Origin of the sequence: Treponema saccharophilum DSM 2985, assembly GCF_000255555.1 — a bacterium.
GTDB classification, from domain to species: Bacteria; Spirochaetota; Spirochaetia; order Treponematales; family Treponemataceae; genus Treponema_D; species Treponema_D saccharophilum.
In genome coordinates, this window is sequence record NZ_AGRW01000043.1 from 36,146 (window position 1) to 60,944 (window position 24,799).

General features: G+C 52.3%; 14 protein-coding genes, 1 tRNA gene and 1 pseudogene. 4 read left to right on the forward strand and 12 right to left on the reverse strand.

Going from position 1 to position 24,799, the window contains the following annotated elements:
- Positions 1-7: 7 nt before the first annotated feature.
- From TRESADRAFT_RS05710 to TRESADRAFT_RS05755, 10 genes are all read right to left on the reverse strand, one after another.
- Positions 8-82, reverse strand: a tRNA-Val gene (locus tag TRESADRAFT_RS05710).
- A gap of 50 nt (positions 83-132) precedes the next feature.
- The gene (locus TRESADRAFT_RS05715) at positions 133-1,752 is read right to left on the reverse strand and encodes a 1,4-alpha-glucan branching protein domain-containing protein (protein ID WP_002703712.1); all 1,620 of its coding nucleotides are present in this window, start codon (positions 1,750-1,752) and stop codon (positions 133-135) included.
- Between the two features lie 188 nt (positions 1,753-1,940).
- Positions 1,941-2,687: a DUF4912 domain-containing protein gene (locus tag TRESADRAFT_RS05720; protein WP_002703714.1), complete on the reverse strand. Its 747-nt coding sequence runs from the start codon at positions 2,685-2,687 to the stop codon at positions 1,941-1,943.
- 206 nt (positions 2,688-2,893) lie between these two features.
- Positions 2,894-3,931: a GGGtGRT protein gene (locus tag TRESADRAFT_RS05725; RefSeq protein ID WP_002703716.1), complete on the reverse strand. Its 1,038-nt coding sequence runs from the start codon at positions 3,929-3,931 to the stop codon at positions 2,894-2,896.
- 24 nt (positions 3,932-3,955) lie between these two features.
- Positions 3,956-4,657, reverse strand: a complete 702-nt coding sequence (locus TRESADRAFT_RS05730; RefSeq protein WP_002703717.1) for an iron-sulfur cluster assembly scaffold protein — start codon at positions 4,655-4,657, stop codon at positions 3,956-3,958.
- Between the two features lie 657 nt (positions 4,658-5,314).
- Positions 5,315-9,700 (reverse strand): leucine-rich repeat protein, encoded by a 4,386-nt coding sequence (locus TRESADRAFT_RS15010; RefSeq protein ID WP_002703718.1) that lies wholly within the window; start codon positions 9,698-9,700, stop codon positions 5,315-5,317.
- 85 nt (positions 9,701-9,785) lie between these two features.
- Positions 9,786-13,382, reverse strand: a complete 3,597-nt coding sequence (locus TRESADRAFT_RS05740; RefSeq protein WP_002703719.1) for a hypothetical protein — start codon at positions 13,380-13,382, stop codon at positions 9,786-9,788.
- A 962-nt stretch (positions 13,383-14,344) separates the two neighbouring features.
- Positions 14,345-14,845, reverse strand: a complete 501-nt coding sequence (locus TRESADRAFT_RS05745) for a hypothetical protein (RefSeq protein WP_002703720.1) — start codon at positions 14,843-14,845, stop codon at positions 14,345-14,347.
- Between the two features lie 35 nt (positions 14,846-14,880).
- Entirely contained in the window at positions 14,881-15,480 is a 600-nt protein-coding gene (locus TRESADRAFT_RS05750) for a hypothetical protein (protein ID WP_002703721.1), read from the reverse strand.
- A gap of 10 nt (positions 15,481-15,490) precedes the next feature.
- Positions 15,491-16,708 (reverse strand): LIC_12708 family protein, encoded by a 1,218-nt coding sequence (locus TRESADRAFT_RS05755; protein ID WP_002703723.1) that lies wholly within the window; start codon positions 16,706-16,708, stop codon positions 15,491-15,493.
- A 123-nt stretch (positions 16,709-16,831) separates the two neighbouring features.
- Here TRESADRAFT_RS05755 and secA point away from each other — a divergent pair.
- From secA to TRESADRAFT_RS16600, 3 genes and pseudogenes are all read left to right on the forward strand, one after another.
- Positions 16,832-19,340, forward strand: a pseudogene (gene secA / locus TRESADRAFT_RS05760) (preprotein translocase subunit SecA); the annotation flags it as partial.
- A 218-nt stretch (positions 19,341-19,558) separates the two neighbouring features.
- Positions 19,559-19,678: an SEC-C metal-binding domain-containing protein gene (locus tag TRESADRAFT_RS16815; RefSeq protein ID WP_425358242.1), complete on the forward strand. Its 120-nt coding sequence runs from the start codon at positions 19,559-19,561 to the stop codon at positions 19,676-19,678.
- 317 nt (positions 19,679-19,995) lie between these two features.
- Positions 19,996-22,824 (forward strand): DNA methyltransferase, encoded by a 2,829-nt coding sequence (locus TRESADRAFT_RS16600; RefSeq protein WP_002703727.1) that lies wholly within the window; start codon positions 19,996-19,998, stop codon positions 22,822-22,824.
- 108 nt (positions 22,825-22,932) lie between these two features.
- Here the strand turns inward: TRESADRAFT_RS16600 and TRESADRAFT_RS05770 are convergent, their stop codons facing one another.
- A complete protein-coding gene (locus TRESADRAFT_RS05770; protein WP_002703729.1) occupies positions 22,933-23,979 on the reverse strand; it encodes a Fic family protein in 1,047 nt (348 codons plus the stop codon).
- A gap of 230 nt (positions 23,980-24,209) precedes the next feature.
- Here TRESADRAFT_RS05770 and TRESADRAFT_RS16745 point away from each other — a divergent pair, with 230 nt between their 5' ends.
- Entirely contained in the window at positions 24,210-24,347 is a 138-nt protein-coding gene (locus TRESADRAFT_RS16745; protein ID WP_338321127.1) for a type IIL restriction-modification enzyme MmeI, read from the forward strand.
- Positions 24,348-24,640: 293 nt separating this feature from the next.
- Here TRESADRAFT_RS16745 and TRESADRAFT_RS16685 read toward each other — a convergent pair whose 3' ends face one another.
- Positions 24,641-24,769 carry a hypothetical protein gene (locus TRESADRAFT_RS16685; RefSeq protein WP_281054621.1) on the reverse strand — a complete coding sequence of 43 codons (129 nt, stop codon included), beginning with the start codon at positions 24,767-24,769 and terminating at the stop codon, positions 24,641-24,643.
- Positions 24,770-24,799: the final 30 nt, after the last annotated feature.

Genomic DNA, 24,799 nt, shown 5'->3' on the forward strand with positions numbered 1-24,799 from the left:
TAAAAAATGGTACGTGGTATTGGGTTTGAACCAATGACCCCCGCCGTGTGAAGGCGATGCTCTACCGCTGAGCTAACCACGCTCGAACGAAAAAGACTATATACCATAGTTTTTTTTTCGTCAATAGCCGAATCACTTTTTCGGCGAAAAAATCCTGAAATTCATCCACGGGAAAAGGTTGTGCTTGCGCTCAAGGTTCGTGAGCCATTCCGTGCTGACAGTGTTCGAGCCGAGCGAATCGTAGACGATTATGAACGATTTTATGCACTCCTCGACGCGCGACGCGGCATACTCGCCGAAACTCGCCTCGTCGTCATCCGAATCGCTGTCGTGAGCCATCTCCGCCCACTCCCCGCTCTGAGAGAGGAGCAGCTCCTTCGCGCCGAGGTTGAGGAGGCGTATTTTCAGCCCGGTGTCGTTCGGGAATCTGTCGGATATGTCTATCATGCGCTCGCACATTTTCCTCGCATAGCGGACCATCCACGCATTCGAGTTGTCGAGATGGTTCTCGGCAAAGCCGTCGCCCGTGTCGGCGCACGGATAGATGGATGCAATCTGGATTTCCTGCTTCTCGCGCCTCATCGAGCGGAGTATGTCGGAGCAGCCGCATACCGAAATGTCCTGGCGAGAAGAGAGGCTCTCGATTACGTCCGAGAGGAAATCGACGCCCTCCGCCCAATTTCTGCCGAGCATATCCGCGGGAATCGTGCAGACGAGCGACGCGGAGCTGTTCTTTCCCTCCGAGCAGAGCATCAGCTCCGCCTCGCGCAGCTTCGCGGCTTTTTCGGAGACGAACGCCTCGGCATCGGCTGCGCACTGCCTGCACGCCTCCTCGGCATCATAGACGGCAGAAGAGCGCGCGCGGTACTGGAATCCCGTCGGGATGCGCGCCGCGCCTTCGGGAAGGAATTCCGCCAAATCGCCGGAAGGAAGCTCGAAACCGATGTCGTCGGAGACATCCTTGTAACACGGGTTCATCGAAAACGCGGAAATCTCGCCGGAAACGTCGGAATCCTGCGCGAAGAACGCTAGCGGATTCATCTTGCTGCACCTGACGGGCGCGAAAATTCCCTTCTCGATTTTATCACTGCTGAAAAAGAAACCGTGGTTATCGACGAGGGAATAGTTCATGCCGTAGGAGCGGAGGACATTCTCGATTCCGCTGCAGTACCCGAGATATGGAAGATAGAATCCGTCGGGAAGCGAGTTGAAGAAACGCCTGTGCGCGTAAAGCCCGGTCTCGACCTGCGCGTTCAAAACCTCGGGGAGGTCGGCATAATGCGGGAGATAGGCATACGTCCCGCACGTCGCCAGAAGCTCAATCTCGCCCGCCTCGGAAAGCGCGGAGAACGCCCCGACGAGGTCCATCCCGTACACGTCGCAGAAATCGTGGAGGTCGCGCTCCGCCTTCCCGAGGGAAGCGCGCGCGTTGCGAAGAAGCCCCTCGTCGCCCGCGCACCGGACGACCTCCTTTTTCCCGAGCGCAATCCGCCTCTCAAGCCAGGAGACGTACTGCCCCTGCACGACCGGGTCGACGAGGAGCGAGCAGAGCGTCGGGGAAAGGACGAGCGAAATCTTGCAGCCGATTTTCCTTTCGGAAAAGCCGTTCAGCATGTTGAGAAGCGGGATATACGTTCCCGATATCGAGCTGAAAAGGATGTCGTTCTCCCTCCCGTATTTATTTTCATCATCTGTATGCCGTATGTATGCCTGATGCGCGACAACAAGTAGAACGAGATTCTTGGAAGACATGTTTTCACCCCGATTTCATTTTTTTATATAACCGGAAAGCGCGAAACGCCCCGGCATTATTATTACATATGCCCGGAAACTTCAGCCCCGGGACAAAAATTACCGTAGAACGAGCGGTCCCGCCACGGCTCCGGCAAAATCTGCCGGGCAACCATTTCGAACCGCAGCGGACCCAAAAGGACGGACGCTCACGCGAACGATTCCCTGTGAACCTCGTAATGCGAATGGAGGATTTTTCGTATGCCGGAAAGCTCCATCACAGGCGGAAGCTCGACGTCGCGACCGGGACGCGCGTTCCCGAGCAGCTCGCTCCCGCACGGAAGCGCGGTTTTCTTCGATATGGCAAGGTTGTCCGTCTTCCCGTCCGAATAGGCGGCGACGAGGTCAACCCTGACGAACCGTTTTCCGGACGACGACGGCTTGTTCGCCGAAAGCATTATGAACTTGTCCCTGTCGTTCTCCGACACCTGGACGTCGAAGCTCTCCGTCGGGGACTTTGAATCGAACGCGTCGAAATAAGAGACGCGCACGACGAATTTCTCGAAATCGATATCGTCCCCGAGCCGCCTCAAGTCGCTCGCCTTTATGTCCCAATACACGTACAGCCAAACGGGATTCTTGAAGACGACACCAATCTCGGTCTCGTTGAACGAGAAAGGAAGCCCCGCATCGTCGGAGCCGTCGTTCCTGAGCGCGCTTTTCAGGGATTCCGGAATTGACTCGGACTCCTCGTCGCTGAGCTCCTGTATGTCGGTGAGCCTGCTCTCCTCGCCGTTGTCCTGCGCCATCTCCTCCGCGAATTCGAGCAGCTCGCCGATAACGAATTTCCTGCTCAAATCGTCGGGAATGTCGATTCCGTAAGTTTCCGCCAGAGAGACAAGGTCTGCGGATGAAAGCGTCTCAAGGTAAGACCGTGATAATAACTTCGATTCCATAATTCGTGTATATTCTCGACAAAATCATCATAAAAATCAACTGAAAAAACACGTTTTAGAATTTGTCAAGAAAAAAAATCGGGACGCCGCAATCAAAAAAGTTTCCATAAATTCCGGCCGCGCCCCCCGATTCCCGCAAAAAAAATGCGGAACTTGGAAAAGCCCCGCATTTTTCGCTACTACAGAAATCTAAAACTCAAAAAGAATTAGAAGCTGCCCGCAACTGCGACGGCGCACGCAACCGTACAACCGACCATCGGGTTGTTTCCCATTCCCATGAAGCCCATCATCTCGACGTGAGCAGGAACAGATGAAGAGCCTGCGAACTGGGCGTCAGAGTGCATGCGACCGAGAGTATCAGTGAAGCCGTAAGAAGCCGGGCCCGCAGCCATGTTGTCCGGGTGCAGCGTGCGTCCCGTACCGCCGCCGGAAGCGACAGAGAAGTACTTCTTGCCCGCGAGCAAGCGCTCCTTCTTGTACGTTCCCGCGACAGGATGCTGGAAGCGTGTCGGGTTCGTTGAGTTTCCTGTGATGGAAACGTCGACATCCTCGTGCCACATGATAGCGACACCCTCGCGAACGTCGTCGGCGCCGTAGCACTTGACGATGAGGCGGTCGGGGTTGTTTCCGTACGGGACTTCCTTCACGACTGTAAGAGCCTTGTCAGTTCCCTCGCCGTTGAAGTAGTCGAACTTTGTCTGGACGTATGTGAATCCGTTGATGCGGCTGATAATCTGCGCGGCGTCTTTTCCAAGACCGTTCAGGATGACGCGGAGCTTGTTCTTGCGGACCTTGTTGGCGTTGGCAGCGATTTTGATTGCGCCCTCAGCAGCGGCGAATGACTCGTGGCCAGCCAAGAACGCGAAGCACTGCGTCTCCTCGGAAAGAAGGCGGGCGCCGAGGTTTCCGTGTCCGAGACCGACCTTGCGGTCGTCGGCGACAGAACCCGGCAAGCAGAACGCCTGGAGTCCCTTTCCGATGTTGGCGGCGGCTGTTGAGCCGGTCTTGTCGCCGGACTTCTCCGCTTCCTTGATTGCGATTGCAGAACCGAGGACATAAGCCCACTTCGCGTCCTCGAAGCAAATCTGCTGCGTTGACTGGCAGATTTCATAGGGGTCGAATCCGCGAGCCTTGCAGAGGTCGCGGGCCTCGTTCAAGCCCTTCTCGCCTTCGCTGAATCCATATTCCTTGAGAGCTTTGTTGACCTGCGGAATGCGGCCTTCGTAATCCTCAAACAATGACATACCTGTTTCCTCCGTATTCCTGACTTACTCTTTGCGCGGGTCGATGAGCTTGACCATGCCCTGGTCAGCCGTGACGCGTCCGTAGTGCGTGCGTGCCTTCTCGATTGCCTCTTTCGGGTCAACGCCGGCTTTGAGAGCGTCCATGAGCTTTCCGAAGTTGATACAGTTGTAGCCGATAATCTGGTTGTCCTTGTCGACCGCGCATGTCTCGACGTATCCCTCCGTCATCTCAAGGTAGCGGGGACCTGTCTTGCGTGTCGCGAACATCGTTCCGACCTGCGAGCGGAGGTTCTTTCCCAAATCCTCGAGAGAAGCGCCGACCTTGAGACCGTCCTTCGAGTACGCGCTCTGGGTGCGTCCGTAGACAATCTGAAGGAAAAGCTCGCGCATAGCCGTGTTGATGGCGTCGCAGACGAGGTCGGTGTTCAATGCCTCGATAAGTGTCTTTCCGATGAGGATTTCGCTCGCCATGGCGGCAGAGTGGGTCATGCCAGAGCAGCCGATTGTCTCGACGAGAGCCTCCTCGATGATGCCGTCCTTCACGTTGAGCGAGAGCTTGCACGCGCCCTGCTGCGGTGCGCACCAGCCGATACCATGCGTAAAGCCAGAAATGTCCTCGACTTTCTTCGCCTGAACCCATTCACCTTCTTCCGGAATCGGAGCGGGACCGTGATACGCGCCCTTCGCGAGCGGACACATGTGCTCCACTTCTGCAGTGTACTTCATAGGAATCTCCTAGTAATAATGAATCTTACAGAGCCTCTACAGAGACTGTTTCAACGGGGAAGTATATAGGCTTTCTTGAGAAAAAACAATCAACAACAAAAAACGGCGGTGCGGAATAGTCAAAATATATTTCAGAAAAATCCGCTTGCGACATTTACTCGTTCTCAGATTGGCTCTATTGGAGCAAGCGGACGCAGCACGTGCAGGGGCACGTGTGCGCCGTTGTGAGTTTGCGCGCGTGGGACGGGGTTTTCTCGTTCTAAATATTGCTTGCGGCGTTTCCGCGTTCTAAGATTGGGCTTGGTCGGGGCAAGCGGATGCAGCACGTGCGGGGGCAACGAGCGGGCTTCGGCTGCGCTCAGCCACCTTATGAGCATACCTTCCGCGACATCCTCCGCATCCGTGTTCCGTGGATTCCGAATCAAGACTCGCTGAGGCAGAAAGCGCCTGCTTGTCGGTGCCGACCCGGCTGCACGCCGCCTTTTGTTCACGCTCCTCCGCACCTCAGTCGTCGCTGAAGCACTCAGGTATCGCGGCATGAGACGAGCCGGCCTTCCACTCGCAAATACCGTCATCCGTGTTTTCGAGTAAAAGCACAGACAAAATAAATCATCAGCATACATGCCACGAAGCGTAGCATGTATGCAAAAAGCCAATTTACCTGATCCACGGATGACTATTACCAGAACTGTATCCGTACGTTCCCAAAGTTCCTTTGAGCGCATTTATTAAAGTTGTTTGGTCTGCAAAAAAAGCATCCATACTTGTTTCCACGGTCCCATTTTTTTCTTTCCAGCCGCTTGTAACCTCAAATGTAATAGATGTTACCCCAGAGGCGTTAAGGAAGTTTGCTCCAACTTTTGTGACATTTGTCTTTACTGTAAACGAAGTAAGCGACTCACATTTATAGAATGCCTTATCCCCAATTTCTGTTATATTGTTGTAATAATTTACTGTAGTCAGCTTGTCACACTCACTGAACGCCTCTTTTGGTATAGTTGTGACCGAACTGTTATTTGGAAGCGTTACTGTAGTAAGGTTATAGCAGTTTGAGGCCAAGTATTCATTAATAGTTGTTACAGTATTAGGAATAGTAAGAGTCGTGAAGTTGCAGTAGTTGAATGCCAATCTTCCAATAGTCTGTACGGAAGACGGAATAGAAATGCTTGGAAGATATGAACAGTTGAATGCCTTATCGCCAATTGTTGTTACCGTATTCGGAATTGTGACACCATCAGAAAGATTTGTATGCCAAAAAAGTCCTTCTGAAATAGTCGTGGTTCCAGATGGAAAATTCCAACTTGTAATTTTTGTAGATGCCAGGGCTTCTTTACCATAACTTGTCACATTTGTATAACCTGTAATAGATGTAAGGTTACTGCATCCGCTGAAAGCCATTTCTCCTAATGAAGTAACTGTAGTTGGCAGAGCAACAGAAGAAAGAGCTTTGCAGCCGCCGCTATCGCAGAACGCATTTGCAGGAATGCTTGTAAGACCAGTCGTTTTTGACAAATCAAGATTGACCCTGATATTTTCATTACTAGAATTCAGTGCAATAAGAGCTGCTTTTATGCTAGCAAACTGAGTTGTGCTAATTGAACCGTCGATGACAATTTTTGCAGAGCTTGTAAGGCTTGTTATCGTGCTTGAAGCATTTGCCGCAGTAACAAAATAACCTTCCTGAACTTTTCCCTCACTGTCGATGTAGTAGCCTTTTTTTTCAAGCGCGAATTTCTTGTATCCGCCACTTACTCCCGTTCCTCCAAGAACCTGCCTGTCTGCAGTGTAGCTCGCAGGCATTATCATCGCGACTGGGGCAGTTCCTGACAATGTTCCGGCGACAGTTATCATAGAAGATGTCCCCGGAAGATATACTTCATTTTCTTTTGCGACCGTCGCGCCGCCGCTCATTTTAAATATCGCAGTAGCATAAGAACGCACAATAACGCCCGCTCCGTTACCTGTAGCACTGCACGTGTTCGGCTTGGCACTTGTCCCGATTTTTCCGCCCTGCATGTCGAGCGTTCCGTCAAAAACGTAAGCTCCGCCGCCGGTCGGAGCTGAATTTCCAACAATCTGGGCATTTCCCGTCATGGTGAACGTTCCGCCGTTCGTATAAACGCCGCCGCCGGTCGTCGAGGCTGTATTTCCATCAATTTGGGCATCTTCCTTCACGGTGAACGTTCCGCCGTTCATGTAAACGCCGCCGCCGTTTGAAGCAGAGTTGCCTCTTATCGTTCCGCCGGACATGGTGAACGTATTTTCACTCCAGACGCCGCCGCCATCGTTGTTGCAGGTATTTCCGTAAATTTCTCCGGCGTTCATAATAAACACGGCGCTCGTCCCCTTCACTCTCACGCCCGCGCCTTTCGTTTTCACGCTGTTACTGTAAATTTTTCCTCCGTTCATCGTTACTTTCCCGCGATTTCCGACACGGATACCGCCGCCGCCGCGCCATCCGTCATCATTGCTGTTTTCAGATTTGTTGCTGTAGATTTCCACGGAGTCCCCGGATATTTCGACCTCCACCGTTTTTCCGCCGTCCTCGCAGAAGATTCCGCCGCCACAACCGTCCGCCGAATTGTCGTGAATCTTGCAGTTCTTGAGAATCAGTTTGCCGCCGACAGTCGAGCTCTGCCCTCCGACTGCGATTCCGCCGCCGCGCTCTCCGGAATTTCCGCTGACGGCAGTCCCGCCGTCAAGAACGACGGTCGTGTCAGACGCGATATTGATTCCGCCACCGCGTCCTGCTTTTCCGCCCGTAATCGCAAGCTCGTTTATCGTCACGGAAACGCCCGATTTTATCGTGAGCGCCGAGCCGGAATTGTTCCCGTTGATTTTGTCCTTCGGCACTCCGCTCTCGTCAAGCCCGTTCACGCCCTGAACCGTAACAGACTTTGCATTTGCCGAAGTCACCGTATCGGGGATTACCTGCACGCCAGTAAGCTCGCCGTCAACGTAAATCGTGTAGTCGACGCCGCCGTCCGAAAGCTGCCCGCACGCTTTTTCGAGCGTCTTGTACGGATTCTGCTTCGTTCCCGTTCCCGTGTCGTCGTTTCCGCTGTTTTTCACATATATCGGAGCGTCGATGAGCAAATCCGTATTAGCGGCATTAGGCTTTAAAAGCCACCCATCTTCAGAAAGCCCAAAATAATTTTTGTAAGCAGAAACGTCGGTTACCGTTCCGCCAGCTTTTATGACAGATTTTCCGCGATTCCATTCAGGCGTTATCGTCGCGACGGTTGTTTTTCCCGAAGAGTCCGTCGCCGCCGCAGGAGGAGTGAGCGCGCCGCCAATCGTGATGAGCGTGTCGGCGTCGATGAGCATCACGTCATTCTTGCCTTTGCTTCCGCCATACGGAATATAAGCAGAACCGCTCATCGAAAAAGACAACCCGCTATGAACCGCAACGCCGCCGCCGCCTTCTTTTGCGGTATTTCCGGAAATCGTGCCGCCTTCCATCGAGAAGGAACCAGTTCCCCGGATATTCACCCCGCCGCCGACAATGTCGCCGGAACCGGAATGCGTCGCGGTGTTTTCGGAAACAGTTCCGCCTTTCATGGTGAACGAGCCGTTGCACACGTCAACGCCGCCGCCGGCATAGGCAGTGTTCTTTTCGATAAGCCCGCCGTTCATTGTGAACGACGTTTTTCCGTTATACAGGCTCACGCCGCCGCCGCTTTTGTTCTGGTATGTATTGTTTCCGCTTATGACGGAACCTTCCTCCATAGTGAGTTTCGCCTCAGCAGTTTCAGTTCCGTAAAGGGCAATTCCGCCGCCGACACCTTGAGTTTGAGTCGTCGTGCTGTTCTCATTTACGGAACTGTTTTTCAGCGTGAGGATGCCGCAGAAGACGGCAATCCCGCCGCCGTACTTTGACGACTTGTTCTTGCTGACTTCCGAATTTTCGAGCGTCACGTCCGCCCCTTCCCCAATGTAGATACCGCCGCCGAATTCAGCCTTTCCCCTCGTGATTTTGATGTCCTTGATTGTGACTGGAACATTCGTCTTTATCGTGAGGACGGAGCCGGAATTGTTCCCGTCGAGGATGTCGGTTCCGCTTCCGTTCGCGCCCTGAACCGTAACCGACTTTGCTTTCTCCGAAGTCACCGTATCGGTGATTTCCTGATTGCCCGTCAGCGTTCCGTCCACGACAATTGTGTAGTCGGTAGCGGAATCCATGAGCGCGCACGTCGCCTTTGCAATCGATTTGTACGGTTTCGCCCGCGTTCCGCTTCCCGTGCCGTCGTTTCCGGTCTCGGAGACGTAAATCCTCGTGAGCGCGAATTTCTTGACGAGCTCTTCCGTTATCACGCATTCACCGTCCGCGATGTACGGGGAGGAGCCGAACCACACGTCGGTCACAAGACCGCCGTAAAACTGAACGGACTCGCGGAATTCATAGAGGAGAACAGCATTCGCGTCGTAAAAGCCGAACGTATACGTTCCGGAAGGAACATTGTCGGAGGGGTTCCACGTTATCGTCCCGCCGGAAACGTCACAATTTCCGGAGTACCCTTCCCCGCTTATTTTGCACGATTCGATGCTTGTCCCCGACACGACAATCGTCAGGTTCACTTTCCCGCTTTCCGAAGCCGCACCCCTTACGGTTATGTCCTCGACGAGCGCGTCGCCCGGGCGAAGCGTGACGGCACAACTTCCGGAAACAACCTCGCTTCCCGAAACAGTCCCCGTCGCCGTAATCGTGTACTCCGTCCCGCCCTCAACAACCGCAAGCTCGTCGAACGAGAACGAGAGATTCTCCGAATCGACATACGCCTCGTACCTCCTTCCGCCGCCCGAAGCAACGACGGAATACGAGATGCTCCCGAACGATGGAAGAGCCGTCCGCGCGGCATTTTTCCGAAAAACGCCCGGTGCCGCCCCGGAAACGTCCATGCTCCCACGAACGGATGCCGTCAGCGCCGGCTCGACGACGTTTTCCTCCGCAGAATGTTCCTCATCCCCAAAAAGCGAGCACGACACCGCAAAAAATGAAAGAATGACAGCCAAAATGCCGAAAAAGTTCCGGAACGTTTTCATAACCATTTCTCCGTTTTTATGGAAGCCAATACAAAACCCATCCTATTCTACCACACCGTGCCCAAAACAACTCCCCCTCCGCGCCTCAGTCGTCGCTGAAGCACTCCAGTATCGCGGCATAAGATGAGCCGGACTTCCACTCGCAAATGCCGTCATCCGGATTGTCGCTGACAAAGCTGTTCAGCGCGGTAAGCAAATTCGTGCCGTATTGCAGTGTCTGGGCAGTTCCGGCGTCATCTGCGCTTGCGGCTGTAAGAGTTCCGTTATTGTTTGCTGCGAAAGAGCCATTACCTGTAAATGTACCTTTTCGTATTTGAGTGGTATCATAATTCTGAGATTTACAAATCATCCAGTTCAAATCATCTGTTGCGCTTGTATTAAATTTACCTTCCGATGATTGAGTTGCATTTGACCTTACACAATTATAACGCCAATAGCAGTTCTGAATGATATTCCCGTCCGATGGTGAATAGCCTGCTATAGCTCCTGCTAAGCCAGATAATCCGTCTGGATGATCAAATTTCTTTGGAACTTTTACAGTTCCGTAATTCACACAATTCTTTATTACACCGTTACCAGTCAAAGTACCTACAATACCACCAGCCGGCTGATATATGCCGCCCCAACCATTCGTATGGAATGTAGAAGTTATGCTGCCAGTATTTATGCAATTTTCAATCACCCCATTGTTGGTTATACATATTCCACCACAACCTTCGAATGTAATTCCCTCACAGTCTATTTCGTTCCAGCAATTTTTAATTATACCATTGTTATTCACGCAAATACCAGAAAAATTAAAATGCGGTGCATTGGTATTGAAAGCGATTGTCTTTGTAGATTTAATCTTTATGTTCTGTATTACACCATTATTAGTGTAACATAAAGCCGAAAAGCGTTTTGACTGATTGTCACTTATGGTAAGTGTATGTCCGTTGCCGTCTATTGTGCCTTTAAATTCCACAAGATCAGTTCCTTCACTTTCGGCAGAGTTTGAAGCATAACCAATCGGCATCCAATTTGTTTCAGAACTGATATCGATGTCTCTATCAAAAACTATGTATAAATCAGCAGTTTGTTCAGATGTCATAGTGTTAATATTTGCAAAGTTATTCATTAAATCTGTTGCAGACTGTACCAAAGTGCCGACTTGCAGGTACCCCTGATTATTGATGAACCATGATTCACCATCTTTTTGAATTAATGAGAACTTATTTTTTGCTCTCGAAAGAGTCGTCATAGGATTTGGATTTTCCACAATTTCAAACACTTGTGTACTCGTTGCGTATGATTGCGGAATAATAGCGGCAACAAAAGTTTCACCTTCCGATAAAGTAATTGCCCCTGTAATCGTAATCGGGTTGCTTCTAAGGTTTACATCATTATTGTATTTTTCTCCGCCATAAGGAATTGAGACAGAGCCTTTGATATTAAATTTTCCACCCACGTTGACATCAACTGCTCCTCCAAGAACAGAAGTACCCGGAGTTTCAATTTTGTTACCACTGATTGTTCCACATTCCATGTTGAAAGTTCCGTAGCTAATCTCAATACCGCCGCCACCAGTTGTTCCGGTGACAACCTTGTTGTTGCTGATAGTTCCTGAGTGCATATTGAATGTAGCTCCAAAATTGTCAATATACACACCACCACCGCCGCTTGTCGCAGAGTTCCCGGTAATAGACGGACTTACGGAAGCTCCTGACACTCCGAATGTTACAGTTGCTTCATCTCCAGTAACCGTACTATTACTTGCAACATAAACACCGCCGCCAGAAGCTGCCGTATTTGCTTCTCCACTTTCACTTCCGCCGATAATTGAGTTGCCCGCCATGCTGAGGCTTCCTTTTTTATTGACATGAACGCCTCCGCCATAACTATAAGCTTTGTTTCCCTTTATCACGGCGTCTTCCATAAGGCGAACAGTTCCTGTAGTGTAAATTCCGCCCCCATCCTTTGGAGAATAATTAAACCCAACACTGGTTTTTGCAATCTGTACGATTCCCGCCGCAACATAAATGCCGCCGCCCTTTGAGCTGCTCGACTTTACGGCGTTTCCCGTAACTTTTACACTGGCTTCATCATCTTTCGATGCCGTTCCGTTGTTGTTTTTGTAGCCAATATAAACATTACCACCATTAACACAGATTGCGCCCCCGTTTTCTGCCTTATTACTTCCATTGTACCATTCACCCGGAGCAGCAGTAACATCTTTTCCAATCAGGGTATTACCATAAATGTAGCAGGTCCCTTCTTTAGTATAAATCGCACCGCCGTCATGGTCCGCGCTGTTGTTTTTTATAACTCCACCGCTGATTATGAGAGTTCCTTTATAGTTAAAAATACCGCCTCCACCGCAGTTGGAAACGCCCTTCTCGTAATTGCCAGAAATTTCCGCACCATCTTCAATCGTAAGTGTTTTAGAATCGTTGTAGATTCCGCCGCCACAAGAAGCGGTGTAATTTCCTGAAACAAGCGCGCCTTCCGAAAGCGTGACATCACCCTTAACATACAGACCGCCGCCGCCTGCAGAAGATGAAGCCGCATATCCGCCGGTGATTTTTAGATTTTTGATTGTCACGGGAACGTCGGTAAGAATCTTGAGCGTCGTTCCGTTTGAGCTTGAAGTAAATCCGCCTTTCAAGCTGTCTGTTGTATTTCCAGTTGCCCCGGAAATTGTGAGAGACTTGGCTTTATATGCGCCAGTTCCATCTTTTTTGAGCGTATCCGGGATTGTCTGCGCGCCCGTAAGCTCCCCGTCGACGAGTATCGTGTAGTCGGTATCTTTATCAAGGAGCGCATTCATCGCACGGGCAACCGATTTGTACGGCTCCGCGCGCGTCCCCGTCTCCTTGCTGTCCGATTTTTTCGACGACACGTAAATCCTCGAAAGCGCGAACTTATCGACGAGCGTTTTTGTTATCACGCATTCCCCGTCCGTGGTGATGTACGCCGACGAGCCGAACCACGAATCCGTCACAAGCGATTTGCAGACGTGGACGGACTCGCGGAATTCGTAGAGGAGAACACCATCCGCGGATGATGAATCCGCCGTGCTGTAGAAGCTGAAAACCGCATCGTAGCATCCCGAATCAAGCGTCTTCTCAAAAAGGATTTTCCCGTCGGAATCTACGGGGCAAGATGAAACGGAGCCGCCGTCAAGTTCTATCGCGCACGACTTTATTTCAGTTTCGCTGACGTCTATTTCGAGTCTGACGTTCCCCGTCCCGCTGTCCATATAGGGCTTTACGGGAACCTCGCAGAAAAACGCGTCGCCGGGACGAAGCGTTTCCGTCACCTTGCCAAAAAGCACTGCCACGCCGCCTGATTTTCCCGTCGCCGTAATCGTGTACTCAGTCCCGCCCTCAACAACCGCAAGGTCGCCGAACGAGAACGTGAGATTCTCCGCATCGACATCGGCGGTGTACTTTATCTCCCCGTCCGAGGCCTCCACGGAATACGAGATTTCCTCGCCCAGCGACGGAAGCGCAGTCCGCGCCGCACTGCTCCGGAGAGCGCCCGGCGCCGCCCCAGAAAGGGAGACGCTCCCGCTCACGGATGCCGTCAGCGCCCCCGCCGATTCCTCAACGCCACTTTCCTCATCCCCAAAAAGCGCGCACGACACCGCAAAAAATGAAAGGACGGCAGCCAAAATGCCGAAAAATTTCCGGAACGTTTTCATAATCGATTCCCCTTTTTTTAATGGAAGCCAACACAAAACCCGTCCTATTCTACCACACCGCACCAAAAAACGGCTCCCCCTCCCCGCCACGAAATTATTCGCCGCATTGTATGGAAGCGAGAGATTCGAGTTTCGCAACAAAAGAACCGGGCGGCGCCTTTCTGAACATCACCAATAAGACGAAGCAAAAACGCAGGAACATCGTTCCCATTAGAACAGGAACGCCACTCCCATTAGAGCAGGAACGACGCTCCCATTAGAGCAGGAACGACGCTCCCATTAGAGCAGGAACGACGCTCCCATTAGAGCAGGAACGACGTTCCCATTAGAACAGGAATGCCGTTCCCATTAGAACAGGAACGCCACTTCCATTAGAGCAGGAACATCGTTCCCATTAGAGCAGGAATACCCCGCAAGCCGAACTCAGAACGAAAATACTCCGCAAGCCGAACTTGGAACGCAAAACCACCGCCCCACGCACGCCAATCCCATCCGGGCGCACACGTGCCCCCGGCACGTGCTGCGTGCGCTTGCTCCATGAAAGCCGAACTTAGAACGGGAAAATCCACGCAAACAAAATCTCAGAACGCAAAAATCCCCCCACACGCGCGCAATTCCATCCGGGCGCACACGTGCCCACCGGCACGTGCTGCGTGCGCTTGCTCCATGAAAGCCGAACTTAGAACGCGGAAACCCTGCAAGCCGAACTTGGAACGAAAAACCACCGCCACACGCGCGCAATCCCCACCAAGGCGCACACGTGCCCCCGGCACGTGCTGCGCGCGCTTGCTCCAACAAAGCCGAACTTGGAACGCAGAAACTCCGCAAAACAAACTTAGAACGACAAAATCCACACACACGCGCGCAACCCCCACCAAGGCGCACACGTGCCCCCGGCACGTGCTGCGTGCGCTTGCTCCAACCAAGCCGAACTCAGAACGCGTGAATGTCGCAAGCGCCCCTTACAGAAGAATCACTTTCGGGAATATGAAATGGAGGAGTCCCGCGACGATGCAGAACAGGCCGATGTAGCGCCGTCCGCCGACGATGACGTTCTCAAGCGGCTCGGGGATGGACAGGCCGAATTCGGAGCGGGCGTCGAAATAATCGAAAAGGAGGCACGAACCGCCGCAAAGACCTGCGAGAGCGGGAAGCAAATCGCCGAGCACGGCGATGTCGTTCCGCACGGAATAGAAAAGCTTTATGAAGCCGACGAGCATCGACACGGAGCCGAGGACGAGCCTGAACGTCGAGTCGTTGAGGAAGGAGAGGAACGGGCGCAGGCGCTCATCCGTCTCGGAATCGGGCAACGGGGTGTCGCCGTCAATGCTGTTGAAGAAATCGTCCCCGTCGTCGGAACTGTACATGGCGGAATTCCGCGCGCTTGATTTCGCGGCGGCATAGACAAGCACGAATCCGCAGAGGACATTCAGCAAAACAGAAAGAAAGTAGAACTGCAACATTTTTCGATTTCCTGGCACAGGCGGCGGCTCTGCCGTCACCTCGATATTTTCGACCTCAGCGAAACGCTCGCGTCGATGCCGGCGTTTCGGAGCAGTATCAGCGCCTCCACGGAGGAAAGCTCGAAATCCTGCGCCTTGACGCCGAGGCTCATCTTGCCGCCGGAATAAACGGCGGTTTTCTCCGCTTCGTCGAGGACTATCTGATTATCGACATCTAGGAACCTAAATTTAGCCGTGATAACGACCTCGTTGCCGTTCCCGTACGAATCCGCGTACCGCTTCTCCGCGTCGCCAACCTCGACGACCGCGAAAACCTCCCCGGCGGACGACTCCGCGAACCGGAACGTCTTCAGCACGAGGGGGATTCCCCTGTACGTCTCGGCGTTCTCCTTGGGGCCGAAGAACGCGTTGAAGAGGACGACGCAGAAGCACAGGACGAGCGCGAAGAGCATGAAGCGGTTCGCCTTCGTCGCGACGAGCGCCTTGAACAGCCCCGGACGGAACGCCGTGAGCTTCCCGTCGTAGTAGTCGCGCACAATCTGCGGGGCATGCTCAAGGCGACGCTCCCTGCTGTAATGGAAGACGAGAGGCTCCTCGCCGTCGGCGTGCCCCTCGGGAATATCGGAAAAATCCATCGCCGCCTCCTCAGCTTCCGAACGAAGCTATGAGAGAATCCGTTCTCCACCAGACAACCTCGGCGTTCTCCCGGCGCACGAAAAGCCCGCTGACGATTCCGCTGTCGCTCAGCGCTATCGAATGGTAGAGAATCCGCCCGTGATCGACTGAAAGATGGCGCTTGACGACGCGCTGCCCGTCAGGCTGCACCATCTGCACGAGATAGCCGTCGTCGACGGGAATCATGAAGAAGAACCACCCGTTCTCCGTGACGCCGAGGAAGTCGAACGGAATCGTCTCGATTTCCTGCGACAGCCCCTCGCTCGAGGAATACTCGTAAGCCGGAATGTCGAACCCGTCCTCGTACGCGCCCGTGGTGACGTCGAGCGGATAGAGCATCGTCTTCGCGTAGTCGATTCCGGACTGCACCTTGAGGTCGGAGTCGATGGAATCCTCGTAGTAGTCGATTTTGAGGTAGACCTTGTGGCTGCTGAAGTCGGGGACGACGTTCTCTATCGAAAGGTGCGCGCTCCCCTCCGCGCCGTCGCGCTGCAGTTTCGGGACGTTGTCCTCGTTCACGGAAAGCTGGTAGAGGAGGAACCCGTTCGTGCCGAACCAGAAGACGTCGAACCCGCCGTTCGTGCAGCAGACGACGACGAGCTCTCCGTCCTTCGTGGCGTATATTCCCTTGACGAAGGAGAACGGCGTGCCTCCCGGCCCCTGCTGCCCGATGTAGTCGATGAATTTCCCGTCGGAGTCGAAGCGCAGGACGATGTTGCTCAGAAGCAGCTGCCGCTCCTCGTCCATCTCGTGCCGCTCGGGCGGGAGCGTGTCCACGGCGTAGAGGCGCTTGTCGGCGTCCACGGCGACGGGCCCGAGCTTGTTGAACGGATACGAGACAGCCTTCTTCGTCGAATTCCCGGAATTCTCGTCGGCGAAGTCGAGGTTGTACATCGAGTCCTCGTTGTAGTAGAGGCTCAACAGGTCGCCGTACGAATTGAGCTCGAGTATGCGCTTGGACTCGCCGTTCGCGATGTAGAAGAAGCCATCCCGCATCGTCATGAACGTGTTTATGCTTCCCGCCGACGCCAGGTCGAACACGTTCAGCTCGTCCTCGAAGTTGCCGTAATTGAGCGTGAACAAATCGTTCTCGCTCACGGACGCGATTTTCTCCGGCCGGGAGCAGGACGACGACGCGAGCGCGGCAAGGAGGGCGAGCGCTATCTTAGAAATGTTTTTCCTTTCCATTATTTTTACCGTTTTTCCGAAAAGGATACCGATTAAGGGCGCGGTTTTCAATCTTGCGCGGCAATCCCCGAAAGGCAGCCTCTGCCCTCGACGTTGCTCATGTTTTCAATTATTATGGCTAACATTATGTTAGATAAAGTTTTGTCAGTCATATTCGGTTCGCAGAACGAACGCGATGTGAAGAAGTTGAAGCCAATCGTCGCCGCGGTGAACGCCAAGGAAGAATGGGCGAAATCGCTTGCCGACGATGATTTCCCGAAACAGACCCAGATTTTCAAGGAGCGTCTCGCGAAGGGCGAGTCGCTGGACGATATTTTGCCGGAAGCCTTCGCCGTGGCGCGAGAGGCGGCGTTCAGGGTCAGGGGTGAGAGGGCATACGACGTCCAGGTGATGGGCTCCATCGTCCTCCATCAGGGCAAGATTACGGAGATGAAGACGGGCGAGGGAAAGACGCTCGTCGCCGTCGCTCCGTCGTACCTCAACGCGCTGACGGGAAAGGGCGTCCACGTCGTCACCGTCAACGACTACCTCGCCGAGCGCGACGCCGAGACGATGCGCCCAGTGTTCAGCTTCCTCGGCGTGACGGTCGGGAAAATACTCTCGAACATGGACAACGCCGTCCGCAAGATGAACTACAACTGCGACATCACATACGGAACGAACAACGAGTTCGGGTTCGACTACCTCCGCGACAACATGGTCAACGACATGTCGATTAAAGTGCAGCGCGGGTTCAACTACTGCATCGTCGACGAAATCGACTCGATACTCATCGACGAGGCGAGGACGCCGCTCATCATCTCCGGCCAGGGCGACGACGACACGTTCAAGTTCTACGAGGTCGACAAGTACGTCGGGCTGTTCGAGGAGATGGAGAAGGACCCCAAGACGCAGGATTACCCCGACGAGGTGGAGATGCTTCCCGAGGAGCGCGCCGCGCTCAAGGGCGACTACAAAATCGACGAGAAGTCGAAGCGCGTGTCGTTCACAAACAAGGGAATGAACAAAATCGACGAAATCCTCCACGCGCACAACCTCATCGAGCCGAACACGACGGTCTTCGACGAGCAGAATTTCGAGTGGGTTCACTACTTCACGCAGGCAATCCGCGCGCACGTGCTCTACGAGAAGGACGTCGAGTACGTCGTCCGCGACGGCAAGGTCGAAATCGTCGACGAATTCACGGGGCGCATCCTTGAGGGGCGCCGGTATTCCGACGGCCTCCACCAGGCGATCGAGGCGAAGGAGCACGTCAGGATAGCGCAGCGGAACCGCACGATGGCGACCGTCACGTTCCAGAATTTCTTCCGCATGTACGACAAGCTCTCCGGCATGACGGGAACGGCGGCGACGGAGGCGGTCGAGTTCAGCAAAATCTACAAGCTCGACTGCGTCGTCATCCCGACGAACAAGCCCGTCGCGAGAATCGACGAGAACGACGAGGTCTACCTCAACGAGAGCGACAAATGGAACGCCATCGCGAAGGAAATCGAGGAGGCGCACAAGAAGGGACAGCCCGTGCTCGTCGGAACGGTCTCCGTCGAGAAGTCGGAGCACCTGTCGAACCTCCTGACGCGGAAGGGAATCCCGCACGAGGTCCTCAACGCGAAGAACCACGCGCGCGAGGCGCTCATCATCGCGGAGGCGGGCGCGAAGGGAGCCGTCACCGTCGCGACGAACATGGCGGGACGCGGAACGGACATCAAGCTCGGCGGAAGCCCCGAGATGAGGGCGAGAAAGCGGTGCGGCACGGACGCGACGCCCGAGCAGTACGAGAGCGCGCTCAAAATCGAGAGGGAGAACTGGCAGAAGGACTACGAGGAGGTGAAGAACCTCGGCGGCCTGTACGTCATCGGAAGCGAGCGGCACGAGTCGCGGCGCATCGACAACCAGCTGCGAGGGCGCTCGGGACGCCAGGGAGACCCGGGACGCTCGAAATTCTTCATCAGCATGGACGACGACCTCATGCGCCTCTTCGGCGGCGACCGCATGAAGAACATCATGACGAGAATCGGAATGCAGCCGGGCGAGCCGATTGACCACCCGTGGCTCAACAAGGGAATCGCGAACGCGCAGAAGAAGGTCGAGGAGCGCAACTTCGAGATACGAAAGAACCTCATCGACTACGACGACGTCCTCAACGAGCAGCGCGAGTTCATCTACCAGCAGCGCGACGAGATTCTCACCGACGAGGATTTGGCGGAGCGCATAACGGACACCGCGAAGGAATACGTCGCCTCATGGTTCGCCGAGTACGACAGGAGCCGCAAGGACAAGGACGCGCAGAAGCGGATACTCGACAACATCCGCGAGGCGTTCGGCTTCCAACTTCCGCCCGAGGAGCTCGACGAGGAGAAGGTCAACACCATCATCCAGACGGAAATCAAGTCGCGAGAGCAGTCGTTCGACGCGCTCGCGAAGCTCCAGAGCGCGCTTGAGGACAGCGACGAGGCGCCGTCGGGAAAGAGCGAGTTCAACAGGTTCATCCGTTACAAGTACCTCCGCGAAATCGACAGCACGTGGCTCGACCAGCTCGAATACCTCGACGGGCTCCGCGAGGCGGTCCACCTCCGCTCGTACGGCTCGAAGAACCCGCTCACGGAATACAAAATCGACGGGTTCAACAAATTCGACGACGCTATCGAGAAAATCCGCCTGACCGTCGTGGGGAACATCCTCAAGACGAGGAGCCTCCAGGTTCAGCTCACGCCCGAGATGGTGATGAAGCTGCAGCAGAAGGGCCTCATCCGCGAGATGTCGGCGCAGCATCAGGAAGCGCAGTCGATGAGCCAGCAGGCGCAGGCGGCGAGCAAGCTGATGGACAACGCCAAGCAGCAGGCGGCGCGGACGATGGCGGGAGCCTCGACGGGACGCCCTGTGCAGGTTATCCGCCCCACCGACAAGATAGGCAGGAACGACCCCTGCCCCTGCGGCTCGGGAAAGAAATTCAAGAACTGCCACGGTCGGTAGGCTGGCGCCCGCTTTCCTTGAGTAGGGTCATCCGATTTCCGGAGCGGGCGCGGGAGGAACGGAGTTCCTCCCCTGCAAGGGTTTGCTTGCCTTGGGATTTGCGATGACCTGAAAAAGGGATTTTTGAAGGCACGGGTATTTTGCCCGTGCTTTTTTGTTGCCCGCATTATTCATTGGCTTCCACCCGGTCATTCCGGACGGCTTTCGTAACGCCACCACAATTTTTTCTGGTTAATCTGCTATATCAACGATGATACCGATGCCGTATCAACAGTGGTGGCGGGGATTTTTTTTGAGGGGTCTGATATGATTGCATTATGAAAACTGAAAGTGAGCAAAGAAAGGCTGCGGCGGAGTTCGCGGACTTTTGGAAAGACAAGGGCGACGAAAAACAGGAGTCGCAGCGGTTTTGGATTGGACTTCTGGGCGATGTCTTCGGCATTGTAAGCCCTGCCAATTACATCGAGTTTGAAAAGCGCGTAAAATTGAGCCACACAAGCTACATCGACGCTTATATCGCAGACACAAAAGTTTTGATTGAGCAAAAAGGCGCAAAAATCGACTTGCACAAATCATATGAGCAGTCAGACGGCGCAGTTCTTACCCCGTTCGAGCAGGCAAAGCGATACGTTAGCGAAATGAAGGCGAGCGAAAAGCCGAGATGGATTGTTGTCTGCAATTTTGCCGAATTTCTGGTTTACGACCTTGAAACGCCTGAAGCAGAGGCAGAGCAGATTTTCCTGAAAGACTTGGGCAAAGAATATTATCGATTGCAGTTTTTGATTGACGAGAAGAACGAGAACATAAGGCGCGAAGAAGCGCTTTCGATTGAGGCGGGAAAACTCGTCGACAAGCTCTATTCTGCCATCTTGCCACAGTACAAAGAGCTAAACGAAAAAAGCCTTCGAAGCCTGAATATCCTCTGCGTCCGCATCGTCTTTTGCCTTTATGCCGAGGACGCTGGACTTTTCGCAACACGGACAGCTTTCGAGGATTATCTCAAGAGCTTCAACCTGCCGAACGTGCGGAAGGGCTTGATTGAGCTCTTCAAGGCGCTCGACACAAAAGAAGCCGAGCGCGACCAATACGACGAAACACTAAAGCCGTTCCCTTACGTCAATGGCGGATTGTTCAAAGACGAGAACATCGAAATCCCAAACTTCACGAAAGAGATAATAGACGTCATCGTGAAAGAGTGCGCGCCTTTCAACTGGAGCGAGATTTCCCCCACAATCTTCGGCGCAGTCTTTGAGTCCACTCTCAACCCCGAAACAAGGCGCAAGGGCGGAATGCACTACACAAGCATTCAAAACATTCACAAAGTCATCGACCCGCTGTTTTTGGACGACCTTGAAAAAGAGCTTGAAACAATTTGCGACACAAAACAAGCAAAAGCCAAAACGGACAAACTGCTGAAATTTCAAGAAAAACTCGGCTCTTTGAAGTTCCTTGACCCCGCTTGCGGTTCGGGCAACTTCCTCACAGAAACATACCTTTCGCTCAGACGACTTGAAAACCGCGTCATCTCGATTCTGAACAATGGCGAAACAGTTCTTGGCTTTGACGAGTTCATAAAAGTGCACATCAACCAGTTTTTTGGCATCGAAATCAACGACTTTGCCGTAACCGTTGCCAAAACTGCGCTGTGGATTGCCGAAAGCCAGATGATTGCCGAAACCGAAGCGATTTTGAGCCAGAACATCGACTTTTTGCCACTGACGACGAACGCGTTTATTGTGGAAGGCAACGCGCTCCGAACGGACTGGAAGACGCTGAAACCGCAAGACGGCAACAACGACATCGGCGGACTGTTTGCGGGCTTCACTACGCAGGTGGACGGCACGGCGCACGAATATAATTACATCATGGGAAATCCGCCGTTTGTGGGAAAAAAAGAACAATCAAAAAATCAGAAAGAAGAACTTGTCGCTCTTTTCCCAAAAACTGTAAAGGGCGTTGGAAATCTTGATTATGTTACGGGGTGGTATGCAAAGGCGATTGAACTGATTAAAAACACAAATACAAAATGTGCTTTCGTATCGACAAATTCAATCACACAAGGCGAACAAGTGCCAACTTTGTGGAAATATCTTTCTGAGCAGGGTCTTGAAATAGATTATTCATGGCGTACTTTCCGCTGGGATTCAGAAAGCACAGAAAAGGCTCATGTTCATTGCGTAATAATCGGTTTTAGCCATAATTCTTCTTCTCCTAAAAAAGCCAAGATTATTTTTGACGAAGGTGGAAACAAAAATCTGGCAAATCATATAAACGGCTACCTTATTGATGCAACTGATGTTTTCATTGAGAACAGGGCAAAAGCATTGTGTAATGTTCCAAAAATTGTTTACGGAAGTATGCCGATTGACGACAACCACTTGATACTTTCAAAAGAAGAAGCTGATGCCGTCATTACTGAAAATCCAAGTAATGAAAAGTTCATTAGAAAATATGTTGGTGGTGATGAACTTCTGAACAATGGTGAGCGGTTCTGTCTTTGGCTAAAAGATGCATCCGTCAAGGAACTTCGACAATCAAAGCTGATTTCTGCTCGTGTTCAGGAGACAAAAGATTTCCGAAGCAAGTCATCTCGCCCACAGACATTGAAACTTGCCGACACGCCATGGCTTTTTGGTGAAATCCGGCAGCCTGAAAGTCCAATGCTAGCAATTCCAAAAGTTTCTTCAGAACGCAGAGAGTATATTCCTATTGCTTTTGTCTCACCTGAAATAATATTAAATGGAAGCACTCTTATTGTTCCTGATGCCACCCTTTATGAATTCGGGGTTCTTATGAGTAATGTGCACAACGACTGGATGCGTGTAGTCGCAGGGAGATTGGAAACTCGTTATCAGTATTCTGGCAATATCGTTTACAATAACTTTCCATGGTGCAATCCGACAGACGAGCAAAGATTTGCAATCGAAAAATCAGCGCAGGCAATTCTGGATGCAAGAGCAAATCATTTCTCAGATACACTTGCAGATTTGTATGATGAGACTTTCATGCCCGCCGACTTACGCAAAGCCCACCGCGAGAACGACAAGGCGGTCATGGCGGCATATGGCTTCAAAAATGACATGACGGAAGCGGACATTGTGGGCGAACTTTTCAAGATGTACGAGGATTTGACGAAAGCACAGTAGCCTTGTATAGCAAAGTTCTGCGGGGACGCTTGCAAATAAGCGACCGCCTCCGCAGAACTTTGCAAAAAGCCCGCCGAAAGTCTGGTTCACTTACGGCGGGCTTTTTTTCTAATTTCTGCATACATAGTAGGTAGCTCGCCCGCTGCCTTTTTTTTCAATCATGCCCCTATCGCACAGTTCCTTGATGGCTTTTTCAATAGTCTGTCGGGCGAAAGCCGGGCACTCTTCCTGGATGTCGCTTTTTGTAAATTTACCCAATCTTTTTCTGATGACATTTTCCACAGCCTCTGCCGCAGAAACAGTATCATCAATCAGGTTAAGACGCTCCTCAAATTCCCTGTATGCGGCAAGAATTATTCCCAAAAGATATTTTACAAAAGGCGTGTTGTCATTCGTGCCGTCGTTCCAGTTTTCAGAAGAAGCTTCCAGAACATCATAATAAGTGTCCTTTGTTTTTTCGATTTTCTTTTCAAGGCTTATATATTTCCCTACTACAAAACCAGAACGGTAAAGAAGAAGCGTCGTCAGAAGCCTGGACATTCTTCCGTTACCATCATTAAAAGGGTGTATGCACAGAAAATCCTTGATGAAATTTGCAATCAAAAGAAGCGGTTCAATTTCGCCCATGTCCATCGCATGATTGAATGTCTCGCAAAGATTTTGAACGGCTTGAGGCGTTTCGATTGGTGAAAGCGGCGTAAAGAGAGTCCGGCTGCTTCCGTCCGGCAGGCTGGCAACAATGTAGTTTTGAACATTCTTGAATTTTCCTCCAAAATCAGGGCTTGCATATTGATACAAATGCTTATGAAGCTGAAGGATATAATTTGAAGTAAGGGGAATATATTCAAAATTTTCATGGATGATGTTCAGAACATCGCGATAACCCATGATTTCTTTTTCGTCACGATTCCGAGGGGCAGTTTTGTCGGCAACAAGCTGCTTGATTCGTGAGTCTGTAGTTACAATTCCTTCGATTTTATTTGAGCTTTCCGTACTCTGGATTTTTGCTATTTCTACGAGCTTATCAAGTTTGTCTTTCTTCTGATGAACATAAAGTTCCTGACGGCCTTTGTATTCCCGGATTTTTGAAACGAACCCCAGAATTTCGGTATCAATCGTACAGTTTTGAAGTTTTGAATAATCAAACGACCTCATCGCTTTCTCCTACTGAATCAGGCTATCTCCTATTTTAGTATGAAGAATAGGAGAAAACAAGGAGCAATAGGAGAAAAAAATCACACGGAGCGAATCCATGTGATTTTCATAAAGCCGACGGGCTAGGGATTGCAGGGGCGGCGAAGCCGTTGCGCAGGAAGCAAGCGGCCGAAGCAATGTAGCGGCAGCGGACCACCCGCAAAAGTTCCTGTTGGTTGCGCCGTTTTTTATTGTCGGAAAAATCAGCCGACAAAGCCCACCGCGAGAACGACAAGGCAGTGATGAAGGCGTACGGATTTAAGGCGGATAGGACAGAAGCCGAGATTGTCTCGGAGCTGTTCAAGATGTATGAAAAGTTAACGAAATAGGAGGATTTTAGAGAAAATAACAAGCCCTAAGCTATCTTGCAATCCAAGGCAAGTCAACCGCGATTTAGCGGAGCTTAGGGCTTTTTGTATGCTTCCAACCTAATCCGTCCACGGAGAGAGGTTTAAACAGCCCTACTATCGAGTTTTTCGCCGAACGTTGACGAAGCGGGGCTTCTCGCGTAATATACAACACAAACGGGGACGCCCGCGAAATGAGCGACCGCCTCCGTAGCAAGATTATCAAACCCGCCTAGAGTTGGTAGCTACGAGGCGGGCTTTTTTATGCTTCCAACCTATTTGAGCAGGAAAGAGAGCACCTGTATTATCAGACTGAGTATCATGATGACAAGCACCACGATGTCGTAAATCTTCATACAGACAGCCTCCTTCATCCATGAGAATTCGGAGGCAAGCCGCCGCACATCGCAAAGCGTCCCCTTATGAAAGCAGAA